22 protein-coding genes and 2 tRNA genes are annotated in these 24069 nt (G+C 71.6%); 16 read left to right on the top strand and 8 right to left on the bottom strand.

The annotated features are described in order from the left end of the window. The first annotated feature begins 1 nt into the window (after position 1). Entirely contained in the window at positions 2-826 is an 825-nt protein-coding gene (locus tag ACIBL4_RS20795; protein ID WP_399412109.1) for a GNAT family N-acetyltransferase, read from the top strand. Between the two features lie 234 nt (positions 827-1060). Here ACIBL4_RS20795 and ACIBL4_RS20790 read toward each other — a convergent pair whose 3' ends face one another. After that, the gene (locus ACIBL4_RS20790; protein ID WP_399412107.1) at positions 1061-1597 is read right to left on the bottom strand and encodes a DsbA family protein; all 537 of its coding nucleotides are present in this window, start codon (positions 1595-1597) and stop codon (positions 1061-1063) included. Between the two features lie 163 nt (positions 1598-1760). Here ACIBL4_RS20790 and ACIBL4_RS20785 point away from each other — a divergent pair, with 163 nt between their 5' ends. After that, positions 1761-2198, top strand: a complete 438-nt coding sequence (locus tag ACIBL4_RS20785; RefSeq protein WP_399412105.1) for a hypothetical protein — start codon at positions 1761-1763, stop codon at positions 2196-2198. Positions 2199-2350: 152 nt separating this feature from the next. After that, positions 2351-2527 carry a hypothetical protein gene (locus tag ACIBL4_RS20780; RefSeq protein ID WP_399412103.1) on the top strand — a complete coding sequence of 59 codons (177 nt, stop codon included), beginning with the start codon at positions 2351-2353 and terminating at the stop codon, positions 2525-2527. 82 nt (positions 2528-2609) lie between these two features. Here ACIBL4_RS20780 and ACIBL4_RS20775 read toward each other — a convergent pair whose 3' ends face one another. Beyond that, a complete protein-coding gene (locus ACIBL4_RS20775; protein ID WP_399412100.1) occupies positions 2610-3170 on the bottom strand; it encodes a CGNR zinc finger domain-containing protein in 561 nt (186 codons plus the stop codon). Positions 3171-3480: 310 nt separating this feature from the next. Beyond that, positions 3481-3894 (bottom strand): SsgA family sporulation/cell division regulator, encoded by a 414-nt coding sequence (locus ACIBL4_RS20770; protein ID WP_004002642.1) that lies wholly within the window; start codon positions 3892-3894, stop codon positions 3481-3483. Between the two features lie 191 nt (positions 3895-4085). Here ACIBL4_RS20770 and ACIBL4_RS20765 point away from each other — a divergent pair, with 191 nt between their 5' ends. The 7 genes from ACIBL4_RS20765 (at position 4086) to ACIBL4_RS20735 (ending at position 11793) form a co-directional block, all read left to right on the top strand. Then, the gene (locus ACIBL4_RS20765; protein WP_399412098.1) at positions 4086-4544 is read left to right on the top strand and encodes a TIGR02611 family protein; all 459 of its coding nucleotides are present in this window, start codon (positions 4086-4088) and stop codon (positions 4542-4544) included. 79 nt (positions 4545-4623) lie between these two features. Continuing rightward, positions 4624-4695: transfer RNA gene (locus tag ACIBL4_RS20760), tRNA-Val, on the top strand. Positions 4696-5164: 469 nt separating this feature from the next. Then, positions 5165-6454: an ABC transporter substrate-binding protein gene (locus ACIBL4_RS20755; protein ID WP_399412096.1), complete on the top strand. Its 1290-nt coding sequence runs from the start codon at positions 5165-5167 to the stop codon at positions 6452-6454. Further along, positions 6454-7455: a carbohydrate ABC transporter permease gene (locus tag ACIBL4_RS20750; RefSeq protein ID WP_399412094.1), complete on the top strand. Its 1002-nt coding sequence runs from the start codon at positions 6454-6456 to the stop codon at positions 7453-7455. Before ACIBL4_RS20755 ends, ACIBL4_RS20750 begins: the two co-directional genes overlap by 1 nt. Then, the gene (locus tag ACIBL4_RS20745) at positions 7452-8345 is read left to right on the top strand and encodes a carbohydrate ABC transporter permease (RefSeq protein WP_399412092.1); all 894 of its coding nucleotides are present in this window, start codon (positions 7452-7454) and stop codon (positions 8343-8345) included. Before ACIBL4_RS20750 ends, ACIBL4_RS20745 begins: the two co-directional genes overlap by 4 nt. A gap of 7 nt (positions 8346-8352) precedes the next feature. Then, complete coding sequence (locus tag ACIBL4_RS20740; protein WP_399412089.1) at positions 8353-8943, top strand: hypothetical protein; 591 nt, start codon at positions 8353-8355, stop codon at positions 8941-8943. 114 nt (positions 8944-9057) lie between these two features. Then, positions 9058-11793, top strand: a complete 2736-nt coding sequence (locus ACIBL4_RS20735; RefSeq protein WP_399412087.1) for a Tat pathway signal sequence domain protein — start codon at positions 9058-9060, stop codon at positions 11791-11793. A 54-nt stretch (positions 11794-11847) separates the two neighbouring features. Here the strand turns inward: ACIBL4_RS20735 and ACIBL4_RS20730 are convergent, their stop codons facing one another. The 4 genes from ACIBL4_RS20730 to ACIBL4_RS20715 form a co-directional block, all read right to left on the bottom strand. Further along, positions 11848-12054, bottom strand: coding sequence for a hypothetical protein (locus ACIBL4_RS20730; RefSeq protein WP_399412085.1), 207 nt, complete (start codon positions 12052-12054; stop codon positions 11848-11850). A gap of 11 nt (positions 12055-12065) precedes the next feature. Then, complete coding sequence (locus tag ACIBL4_RS20725) at positions 12066-13433, bottom strand: diaminopimelate decarboxylase (RefSeq protein WP_399412083.1); 1368 nt, start codon at positions 13431-13433, stop codon at positions 12066-12068. Positions 13434-13679: 246 nt separating this feature from the next. Next, entirely contained in the window at positions 13680-15341 is a 1662-nt protein-coding gene (locus ACIBL4_RS20720) for a helix-turn-helix domain-containing protein (protein WP_399412081.1), read from the bottom strand. A gap of 135 nt (positions 15342-15476) precedes the next feature. After that, a complete protein-coding gene (locus tag ACIBL4_RS20715) occupies positions 15477-17879 on the bottom strand; it encodes an SCO7613 C-terminal domain-containing membrane protein (protein ID WP_399412079.1) in 2403 nt (800 codons plus the stop codon). Positions 17880-17977: 98 nt separating this feature from the next. Between ACIBL4_RS20715 and ACIBL4_RS20710 the strand changes: the two genes are divergently transcribed. Next, positions 17978-18424, top strand: a complete 447-nt coding sequence (locus ACIBL4_RS20710) for an SRPBCC family protein (RefSeq protein WP_399412077.1) — start codon at positions 17978-17980, stop codon at positions 18422-18424. A gap of 39 nt (positions 18425-18463) precedes the next feature. After that, positions 18464-18535, top strand: a tRNA-Val gene (locus tag ACIBL4_RS20705). 70 nt (positions 18536-18605) lie between these two features. Here ACIBL4_RS20705 and ACIBL4_RS20700 read toward each other — a convergent pair. Then, the gene (locus ACIBL4_RS20700) at positions 18606-19334 is read right to left on the bottom strand and encodes a 3'-5' exonuclease (RefSeq protein WP_307174106.1); all 729 of its coding nucleotides are present in this window, start codon (positions 19332-19334) and stop codon (positions 18606-18608) included. A gap of 169 nt (positions 19335-19503) precedes the next feature. Here ACIBL4_RS20700 and ACIBL4_RS20695 point away from each other — a divergent pair, with 169 nt between their 5' ends. From ACIBL4_RS20695 to ACIBL4_RS20680, 4 genes are all read left to right on the top strand, one after another. Next, a complete protein-coding gene (locus ACIBL4_RS20695; protein WP_086561752.1) occupies positions 19504-20070 on the top strand; it encodes a DUF4365 domain-containing protein in 567 nt (188 codons plus the stop codon). Next, a complete protein-coding gene (locus ACIBL4_RS20690) occupies positions 20067-21302 on the top strand; it encodes a hypothetical protein (protein WP_399412075.1) in 1236 nt (411 codons plus the stop codon). Before ACIBL4_RS20695 ends, ACIBL4_RS20690 begins: the two co-directional genes overlap by 4 nt. Positions 21303-21395: 93 nt before the next feature. Then, entirely contained in the window at positions 21396-23372 is a 1977-nt protein-coding gene (gene thrS, locus ACIBL4_RS20685) for a threonine--tRNA ligase (protein WP_399412073.1), read from the top strand. A gap of 89 nt (positions 23373-23461) precedes the next feature. Next, on the top strand, positions 23462-24019 hold the full coding sequence (locus ACIBL4_RS20680; protein WP_399412071.1) for an HIT family protein: 558 nt from the start codon (positions 23462-23464) through the stop codon (positions 24017-24019). The last annotated feature ends 50 nt before the right edge of the window (positions 24020-24069 follow it).

Genomic DNA, 24069 nt, shown 5'->3' with positions numbered 1-24069 from the left:
GATGACCACGACCCTGCGGCCGACCGAGCCGCTTCAGCAGAACGCCGACGGGACACGCTCACGCCGCTACCAGGTGTGCGTGAACAGCCGTCCCGTAGGGGCGATACACCTCGGCACGCATCCCGTGTTCGGCGACGCCGTGGCCCGGATCATGAAGCTGCGCATTGAGGAACCGGACCGCAGGCGCGGCCGGGGCACGGTGGCCGCCCTGGCCGCCGAGGAGGTGGCGCGCGGCTGGGGGTGCCGCCGCATCGAGGCGACCGTGCCCGCCGACTCCGAGGCGGCGTTCCGGCTCGCCACCGCCCTCGGCTACGTCGTCCGCAACCGCGGCATGGAGAAACGCCTCGGCGACACCCCGCCACAGCTGCCGGAGGGCAGCCGCGCCCGGCCCATGACCGAGGCGGAGTTCGGACCCTGGCTGGAGAAAGGCAAGGAGGACTACGCGCAGAGCTGGATCGAGCGGGGCGTCCCGGAGGCCGAGGCCCGCGCCAAGTCGGAGCGCGACCACGCCACTTTGCTGCCCGACGGCCTCGCCACCCCCGGCATGCTCGTCAGTGTCGTGGAACACGGGGGGACGGCGGTGGGCACGCTGTGGCTCGCCATGCGCGAGGACAGCGCCTTCGTCTTCGATGTCGAGACCCATGCCGCCCACCGCGGCAAGGGACACGGCCGCACCCTCATGCTGCTGGCCGAGGCCCAGACGATCGTCGAGGGCAGGCGCACGATCGGCCTCAACGTCTTCGCCGGCAACACCCCGGCGGAACGTCTCTACGCGTCGCTCGGCTACGAGACGAAGCTGTACGCCATGTACAAGCCACTGTTGTAACGGCCCGGCGGCCGGACAGGGACGGGGCCTGCCGGACCCCGTCGGCGGCTTCAGGGCCGGAGCCGGGCTCGCGGACCCGTCGGACGCACTCGGCCGGCCGGGGCGCTCCCCGCCGTCACCCGCCCGGCCCTGATTCTGGACCTGCCGGGCCGCGGAACTCGGTCGGTCCCGCCCTGCGGCTCCGGCCGGCCCCGAACCGGCCGCGACGGGGCCGGTGGGCCGCGGGGCGTCGGGTCAGCCCTCCTGGTCCCGCTCCGGCCCGCCCAGCAGCCGGTCCGCGATCTGCTCGATCCGCTCGCGCAGACCCTCCTGGCTCTTGCCTCCGTCGAGCCGTTCACCGCCGATGACGTACGTCGGAGTGCCGGTCACGCCGATCGCCTTGCCCTCGGCCTGGTCGGCGTCCACGATCAGGGTGTGCCGGCCGTCGATCAGGGCGGTGTCGAACTCCTCGGCGTCCAGGTCCAGTTCGCGGGCCAGCTCGACCAGGAAGTGTTCTCCCTTACGGCCCAGTTCCTCGACCCGCCCGAGGAGCGCCTCGGCGTACTCCCATCCCCGGCCCTGCTCCCAGGCCTCCTCCGCGGCCTGGGCGGCGGCGAAGGCGTGCTTGTTCTTCTCCAGGGGGAAGTGCCGCAGCCGCAGCTCCAGACGGTTGCCGTAGCGGGCGCGCAGGGCACGGAGGTCGTCCAGCGCGGTGCGGCAGTCCGGGCACTGGAGGTCGCACCAGACCTCGAGAACGGGGGCGGCGGCAGGGGCAGGGGAGGAGTCGCTCATACCGACATTCTCCCAGGCCGTACACCCGCACCGGCACCTGCGGAGGAGGCGACCCGGAGATCTCCCTGATGTCGGGCCGGGGCATGGCCGCCCGGGGTGCGGTGGGTGCAGGATGGAAGGGACGAAGTGCCCCTTCCCGACCGCGCCACGCCTGGAGGACCGGATGATTGCCGAGACCGTCTGCTCCGCCGTGTCCGCGGCAGGCCTGGGGATCGCGGCCGTGACGGCGTACCGCAAGCGTTTCCTCGCGGCGACCCGGATCGCGGCGTACTCGCTCGTGCCGATCGGCCTGGTGATGACGGGCGTCGTCGAGTGGCTGGCCGACACGGCGCTGAGCCTGACCGCCTGGGCGGGCTTCGGGGTGCTCGGTGTGGCGTGGGTGCTGTTCATGACCACGCGTGTCGTGGAGCGCCGCCGCGGCGGCACCCGAAAGGAGCGCAGGGGGGCCCGCGCGGCGGCCCGGCCGGAGGCGGTGGCTCCGGCGGCCTCGGCGCCTTCCCTGGGGCAGGGGACCGGCCCGGCCGCCCGGCCCGCCGCGTCGTCCCGGGGTGATGACGACTTCAGCGACATCGAGGCCATCCTCAGGAAGCACGGCATATGACGACCGCGTGTCGGCCGAATCGTCACAGTGCGTCCGAGGGCGCGCGGAAGTGATCACAACCTGACCCGGACCTCGCGGAATCGGCGCACACCCGCACGGAACGAGGCCGCTGATCGCGTCCGGCCGGGCGACTGCGTCATCATCGCCGCGAGATGCTGGACACGACGGAACAGAGCGACCCCGCGTCGCCGCAGGACGAGCCACGCCCCCGGCCGGACGAGCCACGTGGTTGCCTCTTCGCCCTGTCCCAGCCACCGCTCATGATCTTCCTCGCGGTGATCGGGACTCTGCTGCTCATGGCCTCGTTGCACGATCTGCTGTTGCTGTGAGCCGTACCCGCGGTACCCGGCGCCACCCGCCGGGACCGCGTCGGCATCGATGATCCGCCCGCCACTCGCCCTGCGGTGTCGGTCAGCCCGCCGCTTCCTTGCGCCGCGCCCGGTACGCGGCCACATGCAGGCGGTTCCCGCAGGTCCGGCTGTCGCAGTAGCGCCGCGAGCGGTTGCGGGACAGGTCGACGAAGGCCCGCCGGCAGTCGGGCGCCTCGCACCGCCGCAGCCGCTCCTGCTCCCCGGCGACCACGAAGAAGGCCAGGGCCATCCCGCAGTCGGCGGCCAGGTGGTCGGCGATGGAGGCGCCGGGTGCGAAGTAGTGCACATGCCAGTCGTAGCCGTCGTGGTCCGTGAGCCGGGGTGTGGTGCCCGCGGCGGCGACCAGTTCGTTGATCTGCCCGGCGGCGGCCCGGGCGTCGGGGGCGGCGAAGACGGCGGCGAACCGCCCGCGGATCTTCCGTACCGCCGAGAGGTCGAACTCCGAGAGCACTCCCACATCGCTGATCTCGTGGTTTCGTACGAAATCCGCGAGTGTCGCCACGTCCGGCAGCCCGTCCGGCGCCGTGTCGTCGTCCGGTGCGGTGTTCACCAGATCGACCACGGTGTCGAGGGCGCACCGGGTGTCGTGGGTGATCAGCACGATTCGCTCCCTGGCCTGAGGGTCGGGCGGGCGCCCGCCGATGCTGGCCGATGGTAACGGCTCCACCCCCGCCGGACCGCCCGCATGCCCGTACATGGCTTCGAATACAACGACGCCGCGCAGGCCATGGTTCCCGCCCGGCCTCCGGGCAGCGGAGGGCCCCTGCGGGCCTCCATCAGGCGGCGCACGCGAGCCGGCGCCGCACCGCGTGATCCGCGGTGCCGGCGCCGGTATATCCCGTATGCGGTTGTTGTGGCCCGAGCCGTCTCCCCGAGTCGACGGCGCCGGGCTGCTCGGTGAGCGCCTCGCCCTAGCTTTCCGCCAGGATGTGCGAGAGCTCCTGGTCGAGGTCGAAGTGCCGGTGTTCCGTGCCGGGCGGCACGGCGGCGTCGGTCCGCTTCAGGAAGGACTCCAGAGCCCGTGCCGGGGCCTCGAGCAGGGCCTCGCCCTCCGGTGAGCTCAGGGCGATGCACACGACGCCCTGACCGTGACTGCGCGACGGCCAGACGCGGACGTCGCCGGTGCCCGTAGGGCGGTGAAGTCCCTCGGCGAGGAGGTCGCGGGCGAACACCCACTCGACGGTCTCCTCGGCTCCGGTGTGGAAGGTGGCGTGCACGGCGTAGGGGTCGGCCGTGTCGTACCGCAGGCCTGCGGGGACAGGCAGGGAGGACTCGCTCGACACAACGAGGCGCAGGTGCAGCTCGCAGCTGACCGTGGTGTTCATAAGCGCCAGGGCCTTTCGCTCAGTGTGCGCTCGGGGATTCGCACGTCGGCGAAATCGACATGCCACCTACGGTGCCGTTGTAAACCCCTCTGAGTGTTTTGCGTGCCTTTACGTAACTCTTCCGGCCGAGAGATCGTTCGCGCCGTGCGTCCATTCCGGTGACTGGTTTCGCTCGGGTAGTGTTTGGCCGTATGAATACGGGGAGTGACGAGCCGGGCGAGGTGGCCGTGGCGGCGGACGAGACGGGGACGGACGAGGCGCGCAGCGAGCAGGAGCGGGCGCTCGGCTCACGGGCACCGGAATTCATCAAAGCGCGCCGGCTGCTGCATGTGAGCTGGCAGGTCGGCATCTTCGTCATCGGGCTCGCGGTCGTCGTGGCGGGCATCATCATGCTGCCCCTGCCCGGACCGGGCTGGGTCGTGATCTTCGGCGGCATGGCGATCTGGGCGACCGAATTCGTGTGGGCCCAGCTGGTGCTGCGCTGGACCAAGCGGAAGGTCACGGAGGCCGCGCAGCGCGCCCTCGATCCCAAGGTGCGGCGCCGGAACATCATCCTGACGAGCATCGGGCTGGTCATCGTGGCCGTACTGGTCGGTATCTACCTGTGGAAGTTCGGCATCGTCATGCCGTGGAAGATCAAGAACCAGTGAGCTGCGGCGGGGGTGCCGAGGCCGGCCCGGCGCTGGTCACAGGCACCTGCTGACATGGGGTAATGTTCTTCCTGCGTCCGGGCGATTAGCTCAGTGGGAGAGCGCTTCGTTCACACCGAAGAGGTCACTGGTTCGAACCCAGTATCGCCCACCCGGATCGGCGGCCCACCTGCGAGTGCGCAGGTGGGCCGCCGTCGTTCGTCGTCCGGGCCGCCTCGCGCGGGTGCCGCCCGGCCCGGGCCGTCGGGCGTCCGGCAGGCCTCCTCGGGCGCCCGGCCGGCGCCCCTTGGGCAACCGGTCGGCGTCCTCCTCAAGGACGGAAACCGGTCACCTTCCGTCCGGTCCTGCACCGCCCGCCCCGGCGTCGCCTTTCGGTCGCTCCTGGAAGCCGTGCGGGCGCCCCCGCCCCGTTCGGCCCGCCGACCGCACCGGTCCCACCAGTGACATCACTCCGGCGGACCGGGCGCACCACCGCCTCGCCCGGCCTCGCCGCCGGCCCGGTCGGTAAGAAATTCTTGTCCGAATCATTGACGCACCCTCAGCCCCTCCGTAACTTGTGCCAGCAAGCGCTTACTTGAAACGATTCATGCGAGCGGGACGATGTGCGGGGAGGGCCAACCGTGGTGAACGGCAGGAATGTTGAGAGACGTACGATTCTGAAGGCGGCCGGGGCCACGGCGGCCACGCTGGGGCTGGCCGCGACCACCGGCTGCGGTGGCGACGGAGGGACCTCCGCGGACGGGACGGTGACGATCCGTTACGCGTGGTGGGGTGCGGAGGACCGCGCCGAGCGCATCAACAAGACCATCGCGCTCTTCGAGAAGAAGTACCCGAAGATCAAGGTGAAAACGGACTTCCAGCCTTATCTCGACTTCTGGAAGAAGTTCAACACCCAGGCCTCCGGCGGAAATCCGCCGGACGTCTTCCAGAATGCCATCGGGTTCCTGCGCAAATACGACGCGAAGAACGTGCTGCTCGATCTCGGCGAGCAGGTCAAGGCCGGCAACCTCCGGATGGAGGGATTCCGCGCCGGACTGGAGAAGTTCGGCGAGATCGACGGCAAGCTCCTCGGAGTTCCGGTCGGTTCCAACTCGATGGCCCTGGTCATCGACAAGCCCGTCTTCACCCGGGCCGGTGTGAAGCCGGAGCAGGGCTGGACCTGGGACGACTTCGACGCGGCGATGAAGAAGATCCGCGACAAGACGGGCCGCGCCGGCGACAGCGGCATGTACGGCGTCATGTACCTCTACGACCCCTACCTGCGCCAGCAGGGCAAGGCGTTCTTCACCGAGGACGGACTCGGCTTCACCGAGGCCGATCTGACGGAGTGGTGGACGAAGGCCAAGAAGGGCGTAGAGGAGGGCCTCTACGCCGACCCCAAGAAGGTCGCGCAGATCAAGCCCAAGTCGGCGGTCGCCGCGGAGCTCGCCGGCGGCGAGTTCACCTGGGACAACTTCACCGTCCGCTACACCTCCGAGGGCAAGAGCGAGTACGGCCTGGCGCCCATCCCGACGACGGACGGCAAGAAGACCGGCCAGTACCTCGGCTCCCTCATGCTGAGCGCCTCCAAGCGCACCCAGCACCCCAAGGAGGTCGCCCAGTTCATCGACTTCATGGTGCACGACCCCGAGGTCGCCAAGATCATGGGCTACGACCGCGGCGTGCCCGCGACGCAGGCCCAGTTCGACGCGTACAAGCCGACCGATCCGGTCAACAAGGCCATCGCCGAGTACGAGCAGTCCCTCGTCGAGGCGGACGTCCTGGAGCCCATCACCCCGCACCCCGAGGGCGCCGACATCTGCGAGGCCGCGTTCCTGCGCATCTCCGAGGAGATGGCTCTGGGCAAGCGGTCGGTGGACGACGCCGTCAAGCAGTTCTTCACCGAGTCGAAGACGGCTCTCGGCAGCTGATGGGAACCACCGTGACACACGCCCCTGCGATGGAGGGCCTGTCCCAGGACTCCGAGCCGCGGCACGGTCCGGTGAAGCCCGTGCGCCCCGCCGCCCTCAAGCGGCGGCGGCGCCGGGAGAACCTGGCCGGCTATCTCTTCATGTCTCCCTGGATCGCCGGGTTCCTGCTGCTCACCGCGGGCCCGATGGTCGCCTCGCTCTACTTCGCGTTCACCGACTACAACCTGTTCGACGCCCCCCAGTGGATCGGCCTCGACAACTTCTCCGAGATGTTCGGCGACCCCCGCTGGCGCCACTCGGTGCAGGTGACGCTCTGGTACGTCGTCGTCGGAACGCCGCTCAAGCTGCTCGCGGCCCTCGGTGTGGCCCTGCTCCTCGCGCAGAAGCGGCGCGGACAGGCCTTCTACCGGGCCGCCTTCTACGCGCCGTCGCTGATCGGCGCGAGCGTCTCCGTAGCGATCGTCTGGAAGGCGATCTTCTCGGACGACGCGATCGTGGACCGTACGCAGAAGATGTTCGGGATCGACGTCGGCGGCTGGACCGGCGACCCGGACATGATCATCTACAGCCTGGTGGCGCTCACCGTCTGGCAGTTCGGCGCCCCCATGGTCATCTTCCTGGCCGGCCTCAAGCAGGTCCCGCGCGAGCTGTACGAGGCGGCCGAGGTCGACGGGGCCGGCAAGCTGCGGCGGTTCTGGAACATCACCCTGCCCATGATCTCCCCGGTGCTCTTCTTCAACGTCCTGCTGGAGACGATCCACTCCTTCCAGATCTTCAGCTCGGCGTACATCGTCGGCGGCGGCGCCGGAGGCAACGCCTGCGGTCCCGCGGACGGCTCCATGGTCTACACCTGCTACCTCTACGTCCAGGGCTTCGAGAACAGCCGGATGGGCCTGGCCTCCGCCATGGCCTGGATGCTGCTGGTCGCGGTCGCCCTGGTGACGGCGGTGCTGTTCTGGTCCCAGAAGCGCTGGGTGCACTACGAGGAGGGCGCCCGATGAGCGCGCAGGCCACCGACATCACTCCGGCCCCCTCGACGCGAGCGGGCGGACTGCGGCACAAACTGCCCGGATCCCTCGCCTGGCACCTCGGCTCCCTGCTGGTCCTGGCGGTGATCCTCTACCCGGTCATCTGGGTCGTCGGCGGCTCCTTCAAGAAGAGCGAGGACATCGTCGGCAGCCTGGACCTCTTCCCGGGCGACCCGATCATCTCCAACTACACCAGCCTCGCCGACGGCATCGCCGACATCTCGATCTCCACCTTCTTCTACAACTCGCTCTTCCTGGGCGTCGGTTCGGTGATCGGGATCTTGGCGTCCTGCTCGCTGACGGCGTACGCCTTCGCGAGGATCAGGTTCGCGGGCCGCAATCTGCTGTTCACGCTGATGATCGGCACCCTCCTGTTGCCGTACCACGTGCTGCTGATCCCGCAGTACGTGCTGTTCCGCAACATGGAGATGATCAACACCTACACGCCGCTGCTGCTCGGCAAGTACCTGGCCACCGAGGCGTTCTTCGTCTTCCTGATGGTGCAGTTCATGCGCAACATGCCCAAGGAACTCGACGAGGCGGCCCGGCTGGACGGCTGCGGGCACTTCCGCATCTACTGGTCGATCATGCTGCCGCTGTGCCGCCCGGCCCTGATCACCAGCGCGATCTTCACGTTCATCAACTCCTGGAACGACTTCATGGGCCCGCTGATCTACCTCAACGAGCCCGACAAGTACACGGTCTCGCTCGGCCTGAAGATGTTCGTGGACCAGGACGCCGTGGCCAACTACGGCGGCATGATCGCCATGTCGCTGGTCGCGCTGCTGCCGGTGCTCGCCTTCTTCCTGGCCTTCCAGCGCTATCTGATCGACGGCATGGCCACGTCGGGTCTGAAGGGCTGAGGTGAGCATGGCCGGGACCCGGGTGAAAGCACGGGGCGAGTCGCTGCTCGCCGAGCGGTTCGCGGTGTTCGCCGAGTGCCTGCTGACCGGTGTGTGGATCGCGGTGGCCTCGCTCGGGGTCGTCACGTATCCCGCCGCCTTCGCCGCGGGTGCGCGGCACCTGCGGCGCCGTACCGCCCACGAGGGCGGTGGCAGGCGGGAGTTCGTCGCGGACTTCCGCGCGGCCGTGCGCGGCGGGTGGCTCGCGGGGCTCGCCGGGTGGGCGGCCCTGGCCGCGGTCTGGGTGGACGTCCAGGCGGTCCGTGCGGGGATCCCCGGCGGGCCGCTGGTCGGGGCCGTCGGCGTGTGCGCGCTGATCGGCCTGGTCGTGGCCGGGCTGCGGGCGGCGGCGGTCTGGGAGCCTGGGGCCCGCTGGCGGACGCTGCTGGCGGCGGCCTGGCGCCGGACGGTGCTCGACCCGGCCGGGTCCTTCCTGATCATCGGCGGACTGGCCGTGGTGGTCGTGTCCGCCTGGTTCGCCGCGCCGCTGGCGGTCCCCGTCCTCGGGGCCGTCGCGGCGGCGGCCGTGGCCGTGGAGGAGCGGTACCGGCGCCGCTGAGCGGCTGTTCCTCCCTTGCCGGGCCGGCGCCCAGCGCGCCGCGCCTCTCTCTGTCATGCCCCTGACCAGCGCACGGATTCGCTTCCCGCACGGACGAGGAAAGGCAGCAACGCCATGTCTCCCATCCCCCGCAGGTCCCTTCTGAAGGCGGCCGCCGTCGCCGGAGCCGCCGCCCAGTTCAGCTGGGCACTGGGAGCCCGGGACGCCCAGGCCGCCCCCGGAGCGGAGGCCGCCGACGCCGACCCGGTGACCCTCGACTGGCTGGAGGACGGCGGCCTCGGCGCGGCCCCCGGCTCCACCGTCGGCGTCCCCTGGCCGAAGGGCGCCTACCAGAAGGACCAGACGTTCGCGCTGACGGACGCGGGCGGCAAGGCCGTACCCGTGCAGTCGTGGCCGATCGCCTACTGGCCCGACGGCTCCCTCAAGTGGACCGCCCACGCGGTCGGTTCGGGCGACGGCAAACTCACTCTCACGGCCGGGACGCCCGCCGCGCCGGAGAAGAAGGTCACCGTCGACAAGAGCGGCGGCGCCATCGACGTCTCCACCGGCGTCATCACCGCCAGGATCGGCAAGTCCGGCTCCACGATCGTCAAGTCGGTCAGGCGGGGCTCGACGGAGATCGCGAGGAACGGCAGGCTCGTGCTGATCCGCCAGCCCGAGATCGAGGACGAGGACCAGGGCGCGGTGAGGACCGAGCGCTTCGACGGCGCCGTCGACAAGGTCACCGTCGAGCAGGAGGGCCCGGTCCGCGCGGTCGTCCGCGTCGACGGCAAGCACCGCAAGGGCAGCCGCGGCTGGCTGCCCTTCTCCATCAGGCTCTACTTCTACGCGGGCGCCGACTCCTTCCGCATGGTGCACACCATCACGTACGACGGGAAGCAGGAGCCCGGCAAGGCGAGCGGAGACTTCATCCGCGGCCTCGGCGTCCGCTTCAGCGTGCCGATGCGCGACGAGTCCTACGACCGGCACATCCGCATCGGCGGCGAGGGCACCGGCCTGCTGCGCGAGGCCGTCAAGGGCATCACCGGCCTGCGCCGCGACCCCGGCGCGGCCGTGCAGGCGGCGCAGTACGAGGGCAGGAAGCTGCCCGACCCGGCCACCTGGGACCAGCGGGTCACCACCCGGCTGCAGTACATCCCCGAGTGGGGCGACTACACCCTCTCCCAGCTGTCCGCCGACGGCTTCACCGTGCGCAAGCGCACCAAGAAGGGCCACGGCTGGATCGCGGCGGGCGGCGGCCGGCGCGCCTCCGGCTTCGGGTACGTCGGCGGGGTGAGCGGCGGATTCTCCTTCGGCCTGCGGGACTTCTGGGAGAAGTTCCCCGCCCAGCTCGACATCCGGGACGCCCACACCGACGAGGCCGAGGTCACTCTGTGGCTGTGGTCCCCCGAGGCCCAGCCCATGGACATGCGCTTCTACCACGACGGCATGGGCCAGGACACCTTCCCCGAGCAGCTCGAAGGCCTCAACATCACCTACGAGGACTACGAGCCCGAGTTCGGCACCCCCTACGGCATCGCCCGCACCTCCGAACTGCTCTTCTGGGCCAACGACTCCACCCCGAGCGCCGAGCGGCTCGCCGAGCAGGTCGAGGCCGTCCGCGTGCTCCCGCAACTCGCCGCCCCGCCCAGGCAGCTGATCAAGGCGGGCGTCTTCGGCAAGGGCCTGTACGCCGAACCCGACCGCTCCACCCCCGCCAAGGCCAAGATCGAGGACCACCTCGACTTCCTCTTCACCTACTACAAGGACCAGGTGGAGATGCGCCGGTGGTACGGCTTCTGGGACTACGGCGACATCATGCACACCTACGACACCGTCCGGCACCAGTGGCGGTACGACGTCGGCGGCTACGCCTGGGACAACTCCGAGCTGTCGCCGGACCTGTGGCTCTGGTACGCGTACCTGAGAAGCGGCCGCTCCGACATCTTCCGCTTCGCCGAGGCCATGACCCGGCACACCGGTGAGGTCGACGTCTATCACCTGGGCAAGTGGGCCGGCCTCGGCACCCGGCACGGCGTGCAGCACTTCGCCGACAGCGCCAAGCAGCAGCGCATCGCCAACACCACGTACCGGCGCTACTACTACTTCCTCACGGCGGACGAACGCGTCGGCGACCTCATGCACGCCAACGTCGACTCCGACGAGACGTTCCTCGCCCTGGACCCGCTCCGCAAGATCCGCACCGAGCCGTACACGCCCGACCGGCACGCCCTGTCGATCGGCTTCGGCACCGACTGGAGCGGCCTGGTCTCGGCGTGGCTGACCGAGTGGGAGCGCAAGGGCCCCAAGTGGGAGAAGGCCAAGGCGCGCGTGCTGTCCACGATGGAGACGATCGCCGCCCAGCCCAACGGTTTCGTGCAGGGCAGCGGCCTGTACGACCTGGACACCGGCAAGTTCGCCGTCGCCGCCCAGCCCAAGGTGGAGGTCTCGCACCTGTCGGCCGTCTTCGGCCTCAACGAACTGTGCGCCGAGCTCATCGACCTCGTCGACGTGCCGAAGTTCAAGGAGGCGTACCTCGACTACTGCCGCTACTTCAACGCCACCAAGGCCGAGCAGGCGGCCCGCTACGGCAGCAACTTCGGCTCCCTGATCCTCTTCCAGGGCCACTCGCGCCTCGACGCCTACGCCGCCGTCCAGTCCGGCGACGAGAAGCTCGCCAAGCGCGCGTGGGACAAGTTCTACAACTCCGACGGCTACAAGGAGTCGGCCCCCTGGAAGACCGAGAAGCTCAGCGGCCCGCTCACGCTGGTGCCGGGCAGCGAGGCGCCCTGGGTGTCCACGAACGACACCTCCCTGTACGGACTCGCCGCGATCGAGAACCTGGCGCTGCTGGGGGACAAGATGCCGTAGCGGGGGGAGGGCTGGACCGGCGGATCCCGTGGCGAGCCATCGGGATCCGCTCGTCTAGTCGATGATCTGGTTGAAGAACAGGACGGCCGGGGCCACGACCCCGCCTCCGACGCTCACCGCGACCGGCCACACGTTGCCGGCCAGCGCCGCCAGAACAGTGGCACCGATGCCGGCCAGGGCTGCCAGCAGGAAGACGATCGCGGCGCGCTGACTGAGGAGCGGTCCGTCCCGGCCGGGCCCTCTACGGCCGGCCTGTGCCACCTCGGTGCTCCTTACCCGACGCTGCGGCCGACGGCACCGTGCACGGGCTCGTGCGCCCATTGCCGCAGGGGCGCGCCGCGGCCACCCGGGCCCGGCACGTCCCACGGGTCCTGCGCGGGACGCAGGAGTTCGAAGCGGAGATGGCCGTCACCGCCAGTCCGGACCCCGTGCACGGCGGGTTCGGGCAGGCTGTTGTAGTGGAACGGCGTCGAGAAGTAGTAGGCGCCGGTGTCCGGGACGGCGATGAGGTCGCCGGGCTCCAGGAGGGGCAACGCGCGGTCGCGCGCCAGCAGGTCCCCGGCGAAGCAGGCGGGGCCCGCGATGTCCTGGCGGACCGGGCCGCCCCGCTTGACCGTCCCGCTCCGGTCGTACGCCTCGATCCGCAGGGGCCAGGCGTCGGGATGGAACACGGTCCGGGTGGCCACCTGCACACCGGCGTGGGTGACCGCGATCGGCCGCCCACCCATGCTCTTCGTGTACTCGACGTACGCGGCGGTGAACCCGTTCTTGGCGAGGACCGAACGCCCGAACTCGGTGACGATCTCGTAGCCGCCGGAGAACAGCGCGGGCGCCTGGGCGCGCAGCTGCCGGACGTACGTGCCGAAGGTCGGCGTGGTCTCGTCGTCGGCGAAGTTGACGGGCAGTCCGCCGCCGATGTCGATGCCGACGACCTGGCGCCGTCCGAGCGAGGCGTTGACCTCCTCGGCGAACTCCACGGCCTGCGCGACCCCGCCGGCCATGAGGTCGAGCGGGCAGCCCTGCGAGCCGGCATGCGTGTGCACCCAGGTCAGCCACGGGTGGTCGTGGTAGGCGCGCAGCAACCGCCGCCGGCTTCCGGGGTCCACCAGGGGGATGCCGAACTTCGAGGTGCTGGTCGCCGTGCTCATCGCGGCGATGCTGCCGCCGCCGAGCTGTGAATTGACGCGCACGCCGATCCTCGACACCGGGACGCGGTCGCCCAGGGCCCGGTCGATCCTGGCCAGTTCCTGGTGGTTGTCCGCGTTGACGGCCACACCCAGGTCCAGGGCACGCCGCAGCTCGGCCTCCGTCTTGGCCGGAGAGTCGAAGACGATCCGGTCCGGCGCGAATCCGGCGGCCAGCGAGCGGGCCAGTTCCCCCGCGGTGGCCACCTCGCAGCCCATGCCGAGCCGCCGCAGCTCCGCCAGCACCGGCACCAGGCAGTTCGCCTTGGCGGCGAACGCGTGCAGCACACGGGGCGACGCGGGGAAGGCGCGGTGCAGGGAGTCGACCGTCGCGGCGACGCCGTCGAGGTCGACGAAGGCGGCCAGCTGGGACCGCTCCGCGTCCAGCAGTCCCTGCAGCACCGCTTCCTGGAGGATCCGTTCGCGCCGCTCCGCGGCGGGGGTCAGTCCGGTCATGGTGAGCCTTCCGGTGTCGTGTGCGCAGCGCCCGGGACCGCCCCGGGGTGGAGTACCAGACTGTTGTCCGCGCCGGGACGGCGTCTTCGTCGAGTCGGCAAAGACGAGGGCCTCGCCCACGGCGGCGGAACGCAACAACTCCTCGGCCACGCCGGGGGCTTGTGCGGTACGACGAAGGAGAGGCCCTTCGATGGTGGCAGCGGCCAAGCGGTGGACGGCATGCGGCCGCGCCTCGGTGCCGGTCGCTCAGGGGCGTGCGCTGTCGGCGTCTTCGCCCAGGCGCAACTGCAACTGGGCGAGCAGACGGGCGTCGGGGCTCTCCAAGTCCAGCCCCGACACCTGCGTGATCCGGCGCAACCGGTAGCGCAGGCTGTTGGAATGCACACCCAGCGCCCGCGAAGCGGCGGACACGTCACCGAAATGGTCGAGGTAGGCGCGCAGGGTCTCCACCAGGCAACTGCCGCTGTGAGCGGCGTCGAACTCCCTCAGCCGGGCCACCGAGGTCCGCGGCGGCAGCGCCACCTCACGCAGGGCGTCGACGACCTGAAGGATGCCCACCGTGTCCGCGACGTCCTCGCTCCGCGCGACGGTGCGTGGCCCGGCGGCCGCCATGAGTGCCGCGAGCGCCCGCTCGGCCGACCGGCGGGACGCGGGCGTCCGTGCCAGCCCGGGGACCACGTCCCCGAGCCCCACCTTCACCGACGAGCCGATCGTCGCCGACAGTTGTGCGGCCAGCGATTCGCCGAGACGCGTCACCTGGCCGTCGGCCCGCCGCGGGTCGCGCTCCAGCCCGCTCATCAGCACCAGGATCCTGCCCCCCGCCGGGACCACCACGACGCGGTGGCCCAGGGCCGCGCAGTGCAGGGTCAGCAGCCCGTACAGCCCGGACGGGTCGTCGTCCCCGTGGCGGCCGGACCCGGTTCCCACCGCCAGGACGGCACAGGGCTCCCGGGGCGGCAGTGAGGCCCGCTCCGCGAGCACCTCGACGGATCCGCGGTCCTCCAGCAGCGCCCGAGCCGCGTCCTCCAGCAAGCGGCCGTCCGAGCTGTGGGTACGGTGATGCAGCAGGTGGGCGGCGGCGGTCCGGGCCGCCGCGCGCAGCGTCTCAGCGGCGTTCGGGGACAGCGGGCGGCCGGCGACCGCCGCCACCCAGATGGACCCCAGCGCCTCTCCGCCCGCCCGTACGGCGCCGACCAGACGCTCCGGGTCCTGGCCGTGGGCCGGCCGGTGCAGCACGTCGCCCGCACCCCACAGCGCCTGGAAGAACCCCGCCTCCCGCATGGCCGCCACCCGCCAGGGCGGCACGCGACGACCGAGGATGGTCAGTCTGCGCATCTCGTCCACGTTCTCCTCGGTGGAGGAGTACGCCAGCACCCGGGAGTCCGTGTCCTCGATGGTCACCGAGCCTCCCACCAGGGTCGCCACCGCATCGGCCAGCGACTCGAGATCGCCCAGGCGCACGCCGCTGGTCGCGGGCATCGGGGGTACGCCCGCCGCGGCCAGACCCGCCCTGAGCACCCCCACGAGCTGTGCCCAGGTGCACCAGGCGGTGCGGAAGAGCACCGCCGTGCCGCCCTCCTCGGCGGCCGCCTGCAACGCCCGCGCGGTGGGCTCCGGGCGCCCCGGGCCGAACACCACACCGGCCGCACCGGCCTCCCCGGCCCGGCGCACCACGTCGACCGCATGGGCCGACCGCGGGTCGACGCCGACCGCGAGCAGTAACTCCCGCGGCCTGATGACGGGTTCCAGGGCGTCCAGCACATGGACGCCGGTGACGCTCGTCCGCAGTCCCTCCGGGGCCGTGTGCAACTCCACGGCTCCCGCCCCCACGACCGAGAGCAGGCGCTCCAGTGTTCCCCGGTCCTCGGGGCCCGTGCCCCACCCCGCCGATTCCTCCAGGTCCGTCATGACGCCTCCCCCGTCCCGCCCGACCGTGTCGCCTGCCGTCAGCGGCCGATCGGAAAACGTATGACATCACGGGCCTTGTCCGCAGTCGAGACGCCCGTACGGCACCCGGAGGTACCAACGGCGCGAGCACCAGGGCTAGTTCATCCTCCCCAGCACGTCCCGCACCCGCCGGACGTCCCGGATCCGCTGCTCGTACGTCGCCCCGAGTGCGAGCAGCAGGAGTCCGGCGAGGGCGGGAGGCGCCCAGCGGGGGAGTGCGCCGGTCACCTGCACGACGTACGGGGCGAGTTCGTGCAGCGTGACCAGAGCGAGCACCGAGCCGCCCAGCACCAGCGGAGCCTGGAGCTGGTGCCGGGCACCCAGCAGGGTGACCAGCAGGGCCGCCGTGCCCAGCAGCAACGGCCGCGTCCACTGCTGGTCGCCCCAGGCCGTGACGAGGCTCGGCAGGAGCGTGGCGGCGAGTCCGGGGCCGTAGGCCGTCCAGGAGGAGACCTGCGGGTCGCGGCGCCTGCGCAACGCGCCGACGAGCAGTGCCGGAACGGTCACCGGGAGCGTGTACGCCTCGGGTGTGCCGACCTCCCACGCGGCCAGGCGCACCCAGGCGGCCATCACGAACAGGGCCGTGGCCGCGTAGCCGGCGGGACGGCGGTCCGGACGCAGCGCCGTGCCCGCGGTGATGACGCCGCACAACGCCAGCGCCAGGGCGAGCAGCGGCGGATCGGTGACCGCGAGGCCCACGGCCAGCAGCCCGGCGGCGGCTCCCACCGCCTCGACCGGCACCGTCGCCCGCCACGCGGTCAGACGCGGCGCGAGCAGGGCGGCGGCCACGGGAACGGCCAGGACCAGCAGGGCGGTCCGGGCCGGCGGCCAGTCCAGGGCGGCACCCGTCGCCGAGGCGAGGGCGGCGGCGTACACCAGGGCGGCGGGAGCCGTGAAGGGGGCGATGTCCGACCGCCACGAAGCCGCGGCGAGCAGCGCCGTCAGCAGGGACAGCACCACGAGTGTCGCGGACTGGGAGGCGAGGGACACCAGGGTGAGGTCGACGGCCGTGACCAGGGCCAGGACGAGGGCGGTGATCCGCGCGCCGGACGCCGTGGTCCGGCCCAGGTACAGCGCGGCCGCCGTCATGACTCCCAGGACCACCATCCCCGCGAGGTAGGGAACCGCGAGGATCGCCGGAAGCAGCAGCGCCGCGGTCCACAGCAGACCCAGCGCACCGAGCCGGGCGCGCGGGCGCCACGGCTCCGCGCGGACCACCGAGGCGAGTACGGCCGCGACCGCCAGCAGGACGACGGGAGCCGCCACCGCGTCCGACGCCCAGGGCGCCTCGACGGCGACCGCCGCACGGGCGTCCGACGGCGCACCGCTCCACACCCGGACCAGCCAGCCGGCCGGCCCCATCACCACCAGCGCGACGACGGGCAGCGCCCACAGCAGAGCCAGCGCCTGTACGACGGCGGACGCCCAGGCGACACCGTGCCGCACCGCGTCCGGAAGCAGCCGCCCGGCCCGCATCCCCGCCAACACGGCGACGCCCAAGGCCAGATGAGCCGGCACGACCCACTGCGCCGGCACCGCGAAGCGAACCACTCCGCCGAGCGCACCCACGGTGAGCAGTCCCGAGGCCGCCGCGAGACCGAGGGCGTGCCGTACCCCCGAACCCGAGACCCGCCAGGCCGCACCCAGCGCGATCGCCGCCGCGAGCAGGAGCAGCCCCCCGGCCCGGGCGGCAGCGCCCGGGCCGCCGGCCGTCACGGAAAGCCAGCCGGCCGCCAGAACGCCCCAGCCGCCCGTGCCGTACGCACCGACGACCGCGCAGATCCGTACGGAAACGGCCGGCACCCGCAGCGCCGCCACCGTGTCGAGCCCGGCCGTCACCAGCAGCGCGGCGCTGATCGCGTACGGGTCGGCGCCTGCGGACAGGGCCCACAGCAGCAGCGGGAACTGGGCCGCCGCCAGGGCGCAGGGCCGGGGCAGCCGCAGCGCGGCCGTGGCCGGCAGCAGACCGTACGCCGACCAGACCCCCGCCAGCACCGCCGTCGCGGCGGCCGCGTATCCCGTCCCGTCGGTCCCGGCGAGAGCAGCCTCGTGCAGGGCGTAGGCGTCCAGAACGGTCAGCGCCAGGCCGAGACCCGCCACGGACTCGGCCGTCGACCGCAGCCCCCGCTTCAGCAGGAGCGCCGGCCCGGCGAGCGCGGCCAGCGTGACCGCGCCGAGCACCAGCACCCGCCCGGTGATTCCCATCTGACCCCAGCTGACCAGCGCGAACACCGCCGCTGCGAGCGTGAGCAGCACACCGCCGAGCACCAGCAGCACGTTCTGCACGCTGGGCGCGGTGGTGTCCGGGCGGGACCATGCGACGGGTGGCGGCTGCGTCCGCGCCTGAGCCCAGGCCTGCTGCGGTTGTTGCCGTGCCTGTTGCAGGGTCGCGACCAGCCATGCGCGACGGGCCAGCAACTGGCTGCGGCGCGAGTCCAGTTGCCGGAGTTCGGCATCGAGGAGCCGCAACTCCTCAGCCGGGGGTGGAAGGTGCGTCATGACCGGCAGTGTGGTCGGCGTCACCTCGTACCGGCATGAGTGCGGGTACTCAGGCGCGTACTCAGACAGTCCGCACCGCATCTGGGCAGACTGCGGTCATGGACTGGAACCACTACCGTTTCCGCACGCTGTGGACCCTGCCCGCGCCGCCCGCCCCCGTGTACGAGGCGCTGGAGCGCGCCGAGGACTACCCCCGGTGGTGGCGCCAGGTCCGGGAGGTGACCCGGCTCGACGACACCTCGGGGGTGGTCCGGATCCGCTCCGTCCTGCCGTACGACATGACTTTCACGGCGCGGGAGGTGCGACGCGACCCCGCGGCCGGCGTGCTGGAGATCGCCCTGTCCGGTGACATGGAGGGCTGGGCGCGCTGGACGCTCACCCCGGACGGGGCGGGGACTCGCGTGCGGTACGACCAGGTCGTCGACGTCCGCAAGCCGCTGCTGCGGCGCCTCGCCGTGCCCTGCCGGCCCGCCTTCCGCGCCAATCACCGCCTGATGATGCGCACGGGAGCGCGCGGACTGGCCAGGCACCTCCAAGCGGTTTGAAGGAAGCGTGCCGGGACCTGTATTGTTCACTGCGTTCCCGGGCGATTAGCTCAGTGGGAGAGCGCTTCGTTCACACCGAAGAGGTCACTGGTTCGAACCCAGTATCGCCCACCGGAAACAGCCGGTCCGTCGCAGACGGACCGGTTTTTTCATGCCCCGCGCAGGTGTGCTGCCCAGGCGCTCAGGCCGCCGCCGGCAGATCCGGACGCAGCGGCCAGGCCGGGTCGACCGATTCCTCCACGCCGCTGCGCGCGAACCAGGCCTGGAGGCCCCGGGCCTGCGCCGCGTGCCACACCGCCTGCAGCGTGTGCAGCTCACCGGGGGCCAGGCGCTCCAGCCGCGACGCGAAACGCCGGCCCACCGCCCGGGTGACCTCCAGCGCCGCCACGGCGTCGGCCGCCGCGTCGTGCGCGCCCTCCAGGGCGACGCCGTAGTGCGCGCACAGATCGGTCAGGGTGCGGCGGCCCTTGCGGTAGCGGTCCAGGTGCTTGTCCAGGACCCTCGGGTCGAGCACGCACAGCGGCGCCGACTCGAACCAGCGGCTCAGGGCCGAGGCGCGATGACGGCGCAACTCCCGGTCGAACAGGGTCAGATCGAACGGCGCGTTCATCACCACGACCGGGCGGCCGACCTGCGCCTGCTCGGCGAGCGCCTCCGCTATCTCGAACATCACCGGCGCCGGCCACCGGCCGTTGCGCTGCAGGTGTTCCTCCGTCAGCCCGTGCACCGCCGTCGCCTCGGCGGGCACCGGCACGCCCGGGTTCACCAGCCAGCGGCTGACCCGCGGGCGGATGCCCGGGGCGTCCTGGACGACGACGGCGGCCGACACGATGCGGTCGGTCTCGACGTCCACGCCCGTCGTCTCCGTGTCGAAGGCGGCCAGCGGCCCTTCATACCAGCACGTCGTCATAGCCACACAACCCCTCGTTCACCCTCGGCAGTTGACGCACCGTCCGCTGCCCGATCCGGTGATACCCGCCCTGTTTGCGCCGTACGCCGGAAGGAGACAACAGGAGTAAGGGTCCGCGCAGTTCAGCGGCCCGCAGCGGGGACTCACTTGTTCTGGAAGGCTGTTGGCCATGGCCATAGCGCAGCCCGAACGGGGCGGGCTGCTGCCGGAGCGCACGGCCCCCTCTCGCGGCACTCTCGCCACCACCGCCTGCATGGAGACACTCCAGGTCGGCTATCTGCACGCCGTCGCGGCGGCCGCCGGCTGCTCGCTCTCCCAGCCGTTCCCCGACAACGGCATCGACTGGCACGTCAGCCACAGCGCCCCCGGGCACACCGTCGACGACGAGGTGACCATCAAGGTGCAGCTCAAGGCCACGTACCAGGTGCCGCCCGACCCGCCGGGCCGCACCTTCGCCTTCACGCTCGACAACGACCACCTGGCGAAGCTCGCCCGCACCCCCGTGTCGGTGCACAAGATCCTGGTGGTGATGCTGGTGCCGCGCTCCCAGGACGACTGGCTGCGCGCCGGCCACGACCGGCTCGACCTCAGGCACTGCTGCTACTGGACCAACCTCGCCGGCCAGCCGATCACCGGCCGCCGCCGCACCACCGTGCGGATACCGACTTCACGCATCTTCGACGACCGGGCGCTGTGCGAGATCATGACGCGGGTCGGGACGGGAGGGAAACCGTGACGCACCGCCCGACCGAGGAGCCACTGAGGCCCGTGCGGCCCCACCCCGTCGACAGCGCCTTCGGCGGCGCACCGCCCGAGCCCGCGGACGTCGACCCGGCCGTGCTCGGCGCCCTGCTCCGCCGGCACGGCTGGCGGCGGCGCGGCGGCGCCCCGGGCCGCTACGGGCGCTGGACCCCGCCCGACCCCGGCGGCAACGGCACCAGCCTCCTCGTGCCCGAGAGCCGCGCCTTCCCCGACAGCGACGACCTGCTCGGCGAGGCCCTGCTCGCCCTGTCCCGCAGCGGCTCGCCCTCCGCCCGCGAGGTCCTCGTCTCCCTCGCCGTCCCCAGCGACGAGATCCGCTGGTGGCACGACGTCCCCGCCGGGCCCGCCGGCGCGGCGCCCTGGACCGTCGAGGACCGGCTACGCACCGCCGCCCGCCGGATGCTGCTCGCGGCGGCGCTCGCCACCCGCGCACGGGCCGGCTACCACGGCGCCCGGCACCGGCGCTCCGCCGCGGCCATGCTGGACCACGTCCTCGTCGGCTCCGCGACGCACGGCCGGCTCACCGCCTTCGTGCCCGTCGCGGGCGGCCGCCCCCTCGCAGTCCGCCTCCACCAGGCCCTGTACGCCGCCCGTGAGGCCATCGACTACCAGCGCGCCACCGGTGGCATGGACGCCTTCGACGCCGCGGTCGAGGCGGGGGTGAGCCACGAGCTCACCGAGGCCCTCATCGCCCTGGTCCGGGGCACGGAGGGCGCCCGGATCGCCGTCGAGTGGGCCCCCGCCGCCGGGGTGCCCGAGGGCTGCGCGCCCTCCGCCGAGCCCGTCGAGTTCTCACCCGGCGACCTGCCCGTGCTGCGCGAGGCGGGCGCCCGCTACCTGCGCGAGGAACCCGCCGTACCGGTGCGGATCACGGGAGCCGTGACACGGATGCGCAGGTCGGGGCCGCGCGGCGAGGGCACCGTACGGCTGCGGGTGCTGGCCGGGGCCGACGTGCCGAACGTCCGCGTCATTCTCGACGAGGAGGGGTACCGCATCGCCGGGCACGCCCACCTGGTCGGGCTGCCGGTGCGGGTCCAGGGCCGGCTGGAGAGCCGGGGCGGCTTCCGGCGCCTGACCGGCGCCCACGGGGTCGTACCGGTGCAGGTCGACGACGCCGAGCGCGACCGCCTGATGAAGGCGCTGCAGGAGAACGCCGGAATGGCGGCCTTCTTCGAGGAGGCCTGCGGAGGGGACTGCGGGGACTGATTTCGCGGTCGGCGGTCCGGGGTCGGTACGATCCATACTCGTGCGCGCGCTCCGGTATGGCGCCGCGACCCCACCTTCAGTCAGGAGAGACCGGTGTCAGACGTCCGTGTGATCATCCAGCGCGATTCCGAGCGGGAAGAACGCGTGGTGACGACGGGCACTACGGCCGCCGAGCTCTTCGCCGGCGAGCGCTCGATCATCGCCGCGCGCGTGGGCGGCGAGCTCAAGGACCTGTCGTACACCCTGACCGAGGGCGACGAGGTCGAGGGCGTCGAGATCTCCTCCGAGGACGGCCTGAACATCTTGCGCCACTCCACCGCGCACGTCATGGCGCAGGCCGTGCAGGAGCTCTTCCCCGACGCCAAGCTCGGCATCGGCCCGCCCGTCAAGGACGGCTTCTACTACGACTTCGACGTCGAGAAGCCGTTCACGCCCGAGGATCTCAAGGCCATCGAGAAGAAGATGCAGGAGATCCAGAAGCGGGGGCAGAAGTTCGCCCGCCGCGTGGTCACCGACGAGGCCGCCCGCGAGGAGCTGGCCGGTGAGCCGTACAAGCTGGAGCTGATCGGCCTCAAGGGCGCCGCCTCCAGCGACGACGGTGCGGACGTCGAGGTCGGCGCCGGCGAGCTGACGATCTACGACAACCTGGACGCCAAGACCGGCGAGCTGTGCTGGAAGGACCTCTGCCGCGGTCCCCACCTGCCGTCGACCCGCGCGATCCCGGCGTTCAAGCTGATGCGCAACGCGGCCGCCTACTGGCGCGGCAGCGAGAAGAACCCCATGCTCCAGCGCATCTACGGCACCGCCTGGCCCACCAAGGACGAGCTCAAGGCGCACCTGGAGTTCCTCGCCGAGGCCGAGAAGCGCGACCACCGCAAGCTGGGCAACGAGCTGGACCTGTTCTCCATCCCGGAGCAGATCGGCTCCGGCCTCGCCGTCTTCCACCCCAAGGGCGGCATCATCCGCCGGGTCATGGAGGACTACTCGCGCCGCCGCCACGAGGAGGAGGGCTACGAGTTCGTCTACACCCCGCACGCGACGAAGGGGAAGCTCTTCGAGACCTCGGGCCACCTGGACTGGTACGCCGACGGCATGTACCCGCCCATGCAGCTCGACGAGGGCGTGGACTACTACCTCAAGCCCATGAACTGCCCGATGCACAACCTGATCTTCGACGCGCGCGGGCGCTCCTACCGTGAGCTGCCGCTGCGCCTGTTCGAGTTCGGGACGGTGTACCGGTACGAGAAGTCGGGCGTCGTGCACGGCCTGACCCGCGCCCGTGGCTTCACGCAGGACGACGCGCACATCTACTGCACCCGCGAGCAGATGTCGGAGGAGCTCGACAAGACGCTCACCTTCGTCCTGAACCTGCTGCGCGACTACGGCCTCACCGACTTCTACCTGGAGCTGTCCACCAAGGACCCGGAGAAGTTCGTCGGCTCGGACGAGGCCTGGGAGGAGGCGACGGAGACCCTCCGCCAGGTCGCCGAGAAGCAGGGCCTGCCGCTGGTCCCGGACCCGGGCGGCGCCGCCTTCTACGGCCCGAAGATCTCCGTCCAGGCCAAGGACGCCATCGGCCGCACTTGGCAGATGTCGACCATCCAGCTCGACTTCAACCTGCCGGAGCGCTTCGACCTGGAGTACACGGCCGCGGACGGCTCCAAGACCCGCCCGGTCATGATCCACCGCGCCCTGTTCGGCTCGATCGAGCGCTTCTTCGCCGTGCTCCTGGAGCACTACGCGGGCGCCTTCCCGGCGTGGCTGGCCCCGGTCCAGGCGGTCGGCATCCCGATCGGGGACGCGCACGTCGAGTACCTGGAGAAGTTCGCGGCGGCGGCCAGGACGAAGGGCCTGCGCGTCGAGGTGGACTCCTCCTCGGACCGCATGCAGAAGAAGATCCGCAACGCCCAGAAGCAGAAGGTGCCCTTCATGGTCATCGCGGGCGACGAGGACATGTCCCACGGGTCCGTGTCCTTCCGCTACCGCGACGGCTCCCAGGAGAACGGCATCCCGTTCGACGAGGCCATCGCGAAGATCATGAAGGTCGTCGAGGAGCGCGCCCAGGTCTGACCGCAGGGCGCGACGACGCCCTGGCCGGACCGCGTACGGGCCCCCGGGAGATCCCGGGGGCCTTTGCCGTACCCCCAGCTCGACGCCATATGCTGCACTGCATGACGAGTGAGCCGGAGCAGCAGCTGGGAGTGGGGACGCAGGACGCGTTCCAGCGTCTGTGGACGCCCCATCGGATGGCCTACATCCAGGGTGAGAACAAGCCGAGCGGCCCGGGCGCCGGCGACGGCTGCCCCTTCTGCTCGATCCCGGCCAAGTCCGACGAGGACGGGCTCGTCGTCAAGCGCGGCGAGCAGGTCTACGCGGTGCTCAATCTGTACCCGTACAACGGCGGGCACCTGATGACCGTGCCCTACCGGCACGTCGCCGACTACACCGACCTGACGGCGGGGGAGACCGCCGAGCTCGGCGAACTCACCAAGCAGGCGATGACGGCCCTGCGCACGGCCTCCGGCGCCCACGGCTTCAACATCGGCATGAACCAGGGCTCGGTCGCCGGCGCGGGCATCGCGGCACACCTGCACCAGCACATCGTGCCGAGGTGGGGCGGCGACACGAACTTCATGCCGGTGGTGGGACATACGCGGGTGCTGCCGCAGCTGCTGGCGGACACCCGGAAGATGCTGGCGGAGGCCTGGCCCGCGTAACCGCGGGCCATCGTGCCTCCCCCAGTGCCTTAAGGGCCTGGGAGGTGCCC

It is taken from the genome of Streptomyces sp. NPDC050416 (assembly GCF_044458845.1).
Classification (GTDB): Bacteria; Actinomycetota; Actinomycetes; order Streptomycetales; family Streptomycetaceae; genus Streptomyces.
Note: the sequence above shows the minus strand (reverse complement) of the source record. Positions and strands in the feature narration are given on the sequence as shown.

Coding starts and splice junctions, on each gene's coding strand:
- ACIBL4_RS20795 (WP_399412109.1), top strand. CDS start 2: ATGACCACGACCCTGCGGCCGACCGAGCCGCTTCAGCAGAACGCCGAC.
- ACIBL4_RS20790 (WP_399412107.1), bottom strand. CDS start 1,597: ATGAGCGACTCCTCCCCTGCCCCTGCCGCCGCCCCCGTTCTCGAGGTC.
- ACIBL4_RS20785 (WP_399412105.1), top strand. CDS start 1,761: ATGATTGCCGAGACCGTCTGCTCCGCCGTGTCCGCGGCAGGCCTGGGG.
- ACIBL4_RS20780 (WP_399412103.1), top strand. CDS start 2,351: ATGCTGGACACGACGGAACAGAGCGACCCCGCGTCGCCGCAGGACGAG.
- ACIBL4_RS20770 (WP_004002642.1), bottom strand. CDS start 3,894: ATGAACACCACGGTCAGCTGCGAGCTGCACCTGCGCCTCGTTGTGTCG.
- ACIBL4_RS20765 (WP_399412098.1), top strand. CDS start 4,086: ATGAATACGGGGAGTGACGAGCCGGGCGAGGTGGCCGTGGCGGCGGAC.
- ACIBL4_RS20750 (WP_399412094.1), top strand. CDS start 6,454: ATGGGAACCACCGTGACACACGCCCCTGCGATGGAGGGCCTGTCCCAG.
- ACIBL4_RS20745 (WP_399412092.1), top strand. CDS start 7,452: ATGAGCGCGCAGGCCACCGACATCACTCCGGCCCCCTCGACGCGAGCG.
- ACIBL4_RS20740 (WP_399412089.1), top strand. CDS start 8,353: ATGGCCGGGACCCGGGTGAAAGCACGGGGCGAGTCGCTGCTCGCCGAG.
- ACIBL4_RS20735 (WP_399412087.1), top strand. CDS start 9,058: ATGTCTCCCATCCCCCGCAGGTCCCTTCTGAAGGCGGCCGCCGTCGCC.
- ACIBL4_RS20725 (WP_399412083.1), bottom strand. CDS start 13,433: ATGACCGGACTGACCCCCGCCGCGGAGCGGCGCGAACGGATCCTCCAG.
- ACIBL4_RS20720 (WP_399412081.1), bottom strand. CDS start 15,341: ATGACGGACCTGGAGGAATCGGCGGGGTGGGGCACGGGCCCCGAGGAC.
- ACIBL4_RS20715 (WP_399412079.1), bottom strand. CDS start 17,879: ATGACGCACCTTCCACCCCCGGCTGAGGAGTTGCGGCTCCTCGATGCC.
- ACIBL4_RS20710 (WP_399412077.1), top strand. CDS start 17,978: ATGGACTGGAACCACTACCGTTTCCGCACGCTGTGGACCCTGCCCGCG.
- ACIBL4_RS20700 (WP_307174106.1), bottom strand. CDS start 19,334: ATGACGACGTGCTGGTATGAAGGGCCGCTGGCCGCCTTCGACACGGAG.
- ACIBL4_RS20695 (WP_086561752.1), top strand. CDS start 19,504: ATGGCCATAGCGCAGCCCGAACGGGGCGGGCTGCTGCCGGAGCGCACG.
- ACIBL4_RS20680 (WP_399412071.1), top strand. CDS start 23,462: ATGCTGCACTGCATGACGAGTGAGCCGGAGCAGCAGCTGGGAGTGGGG.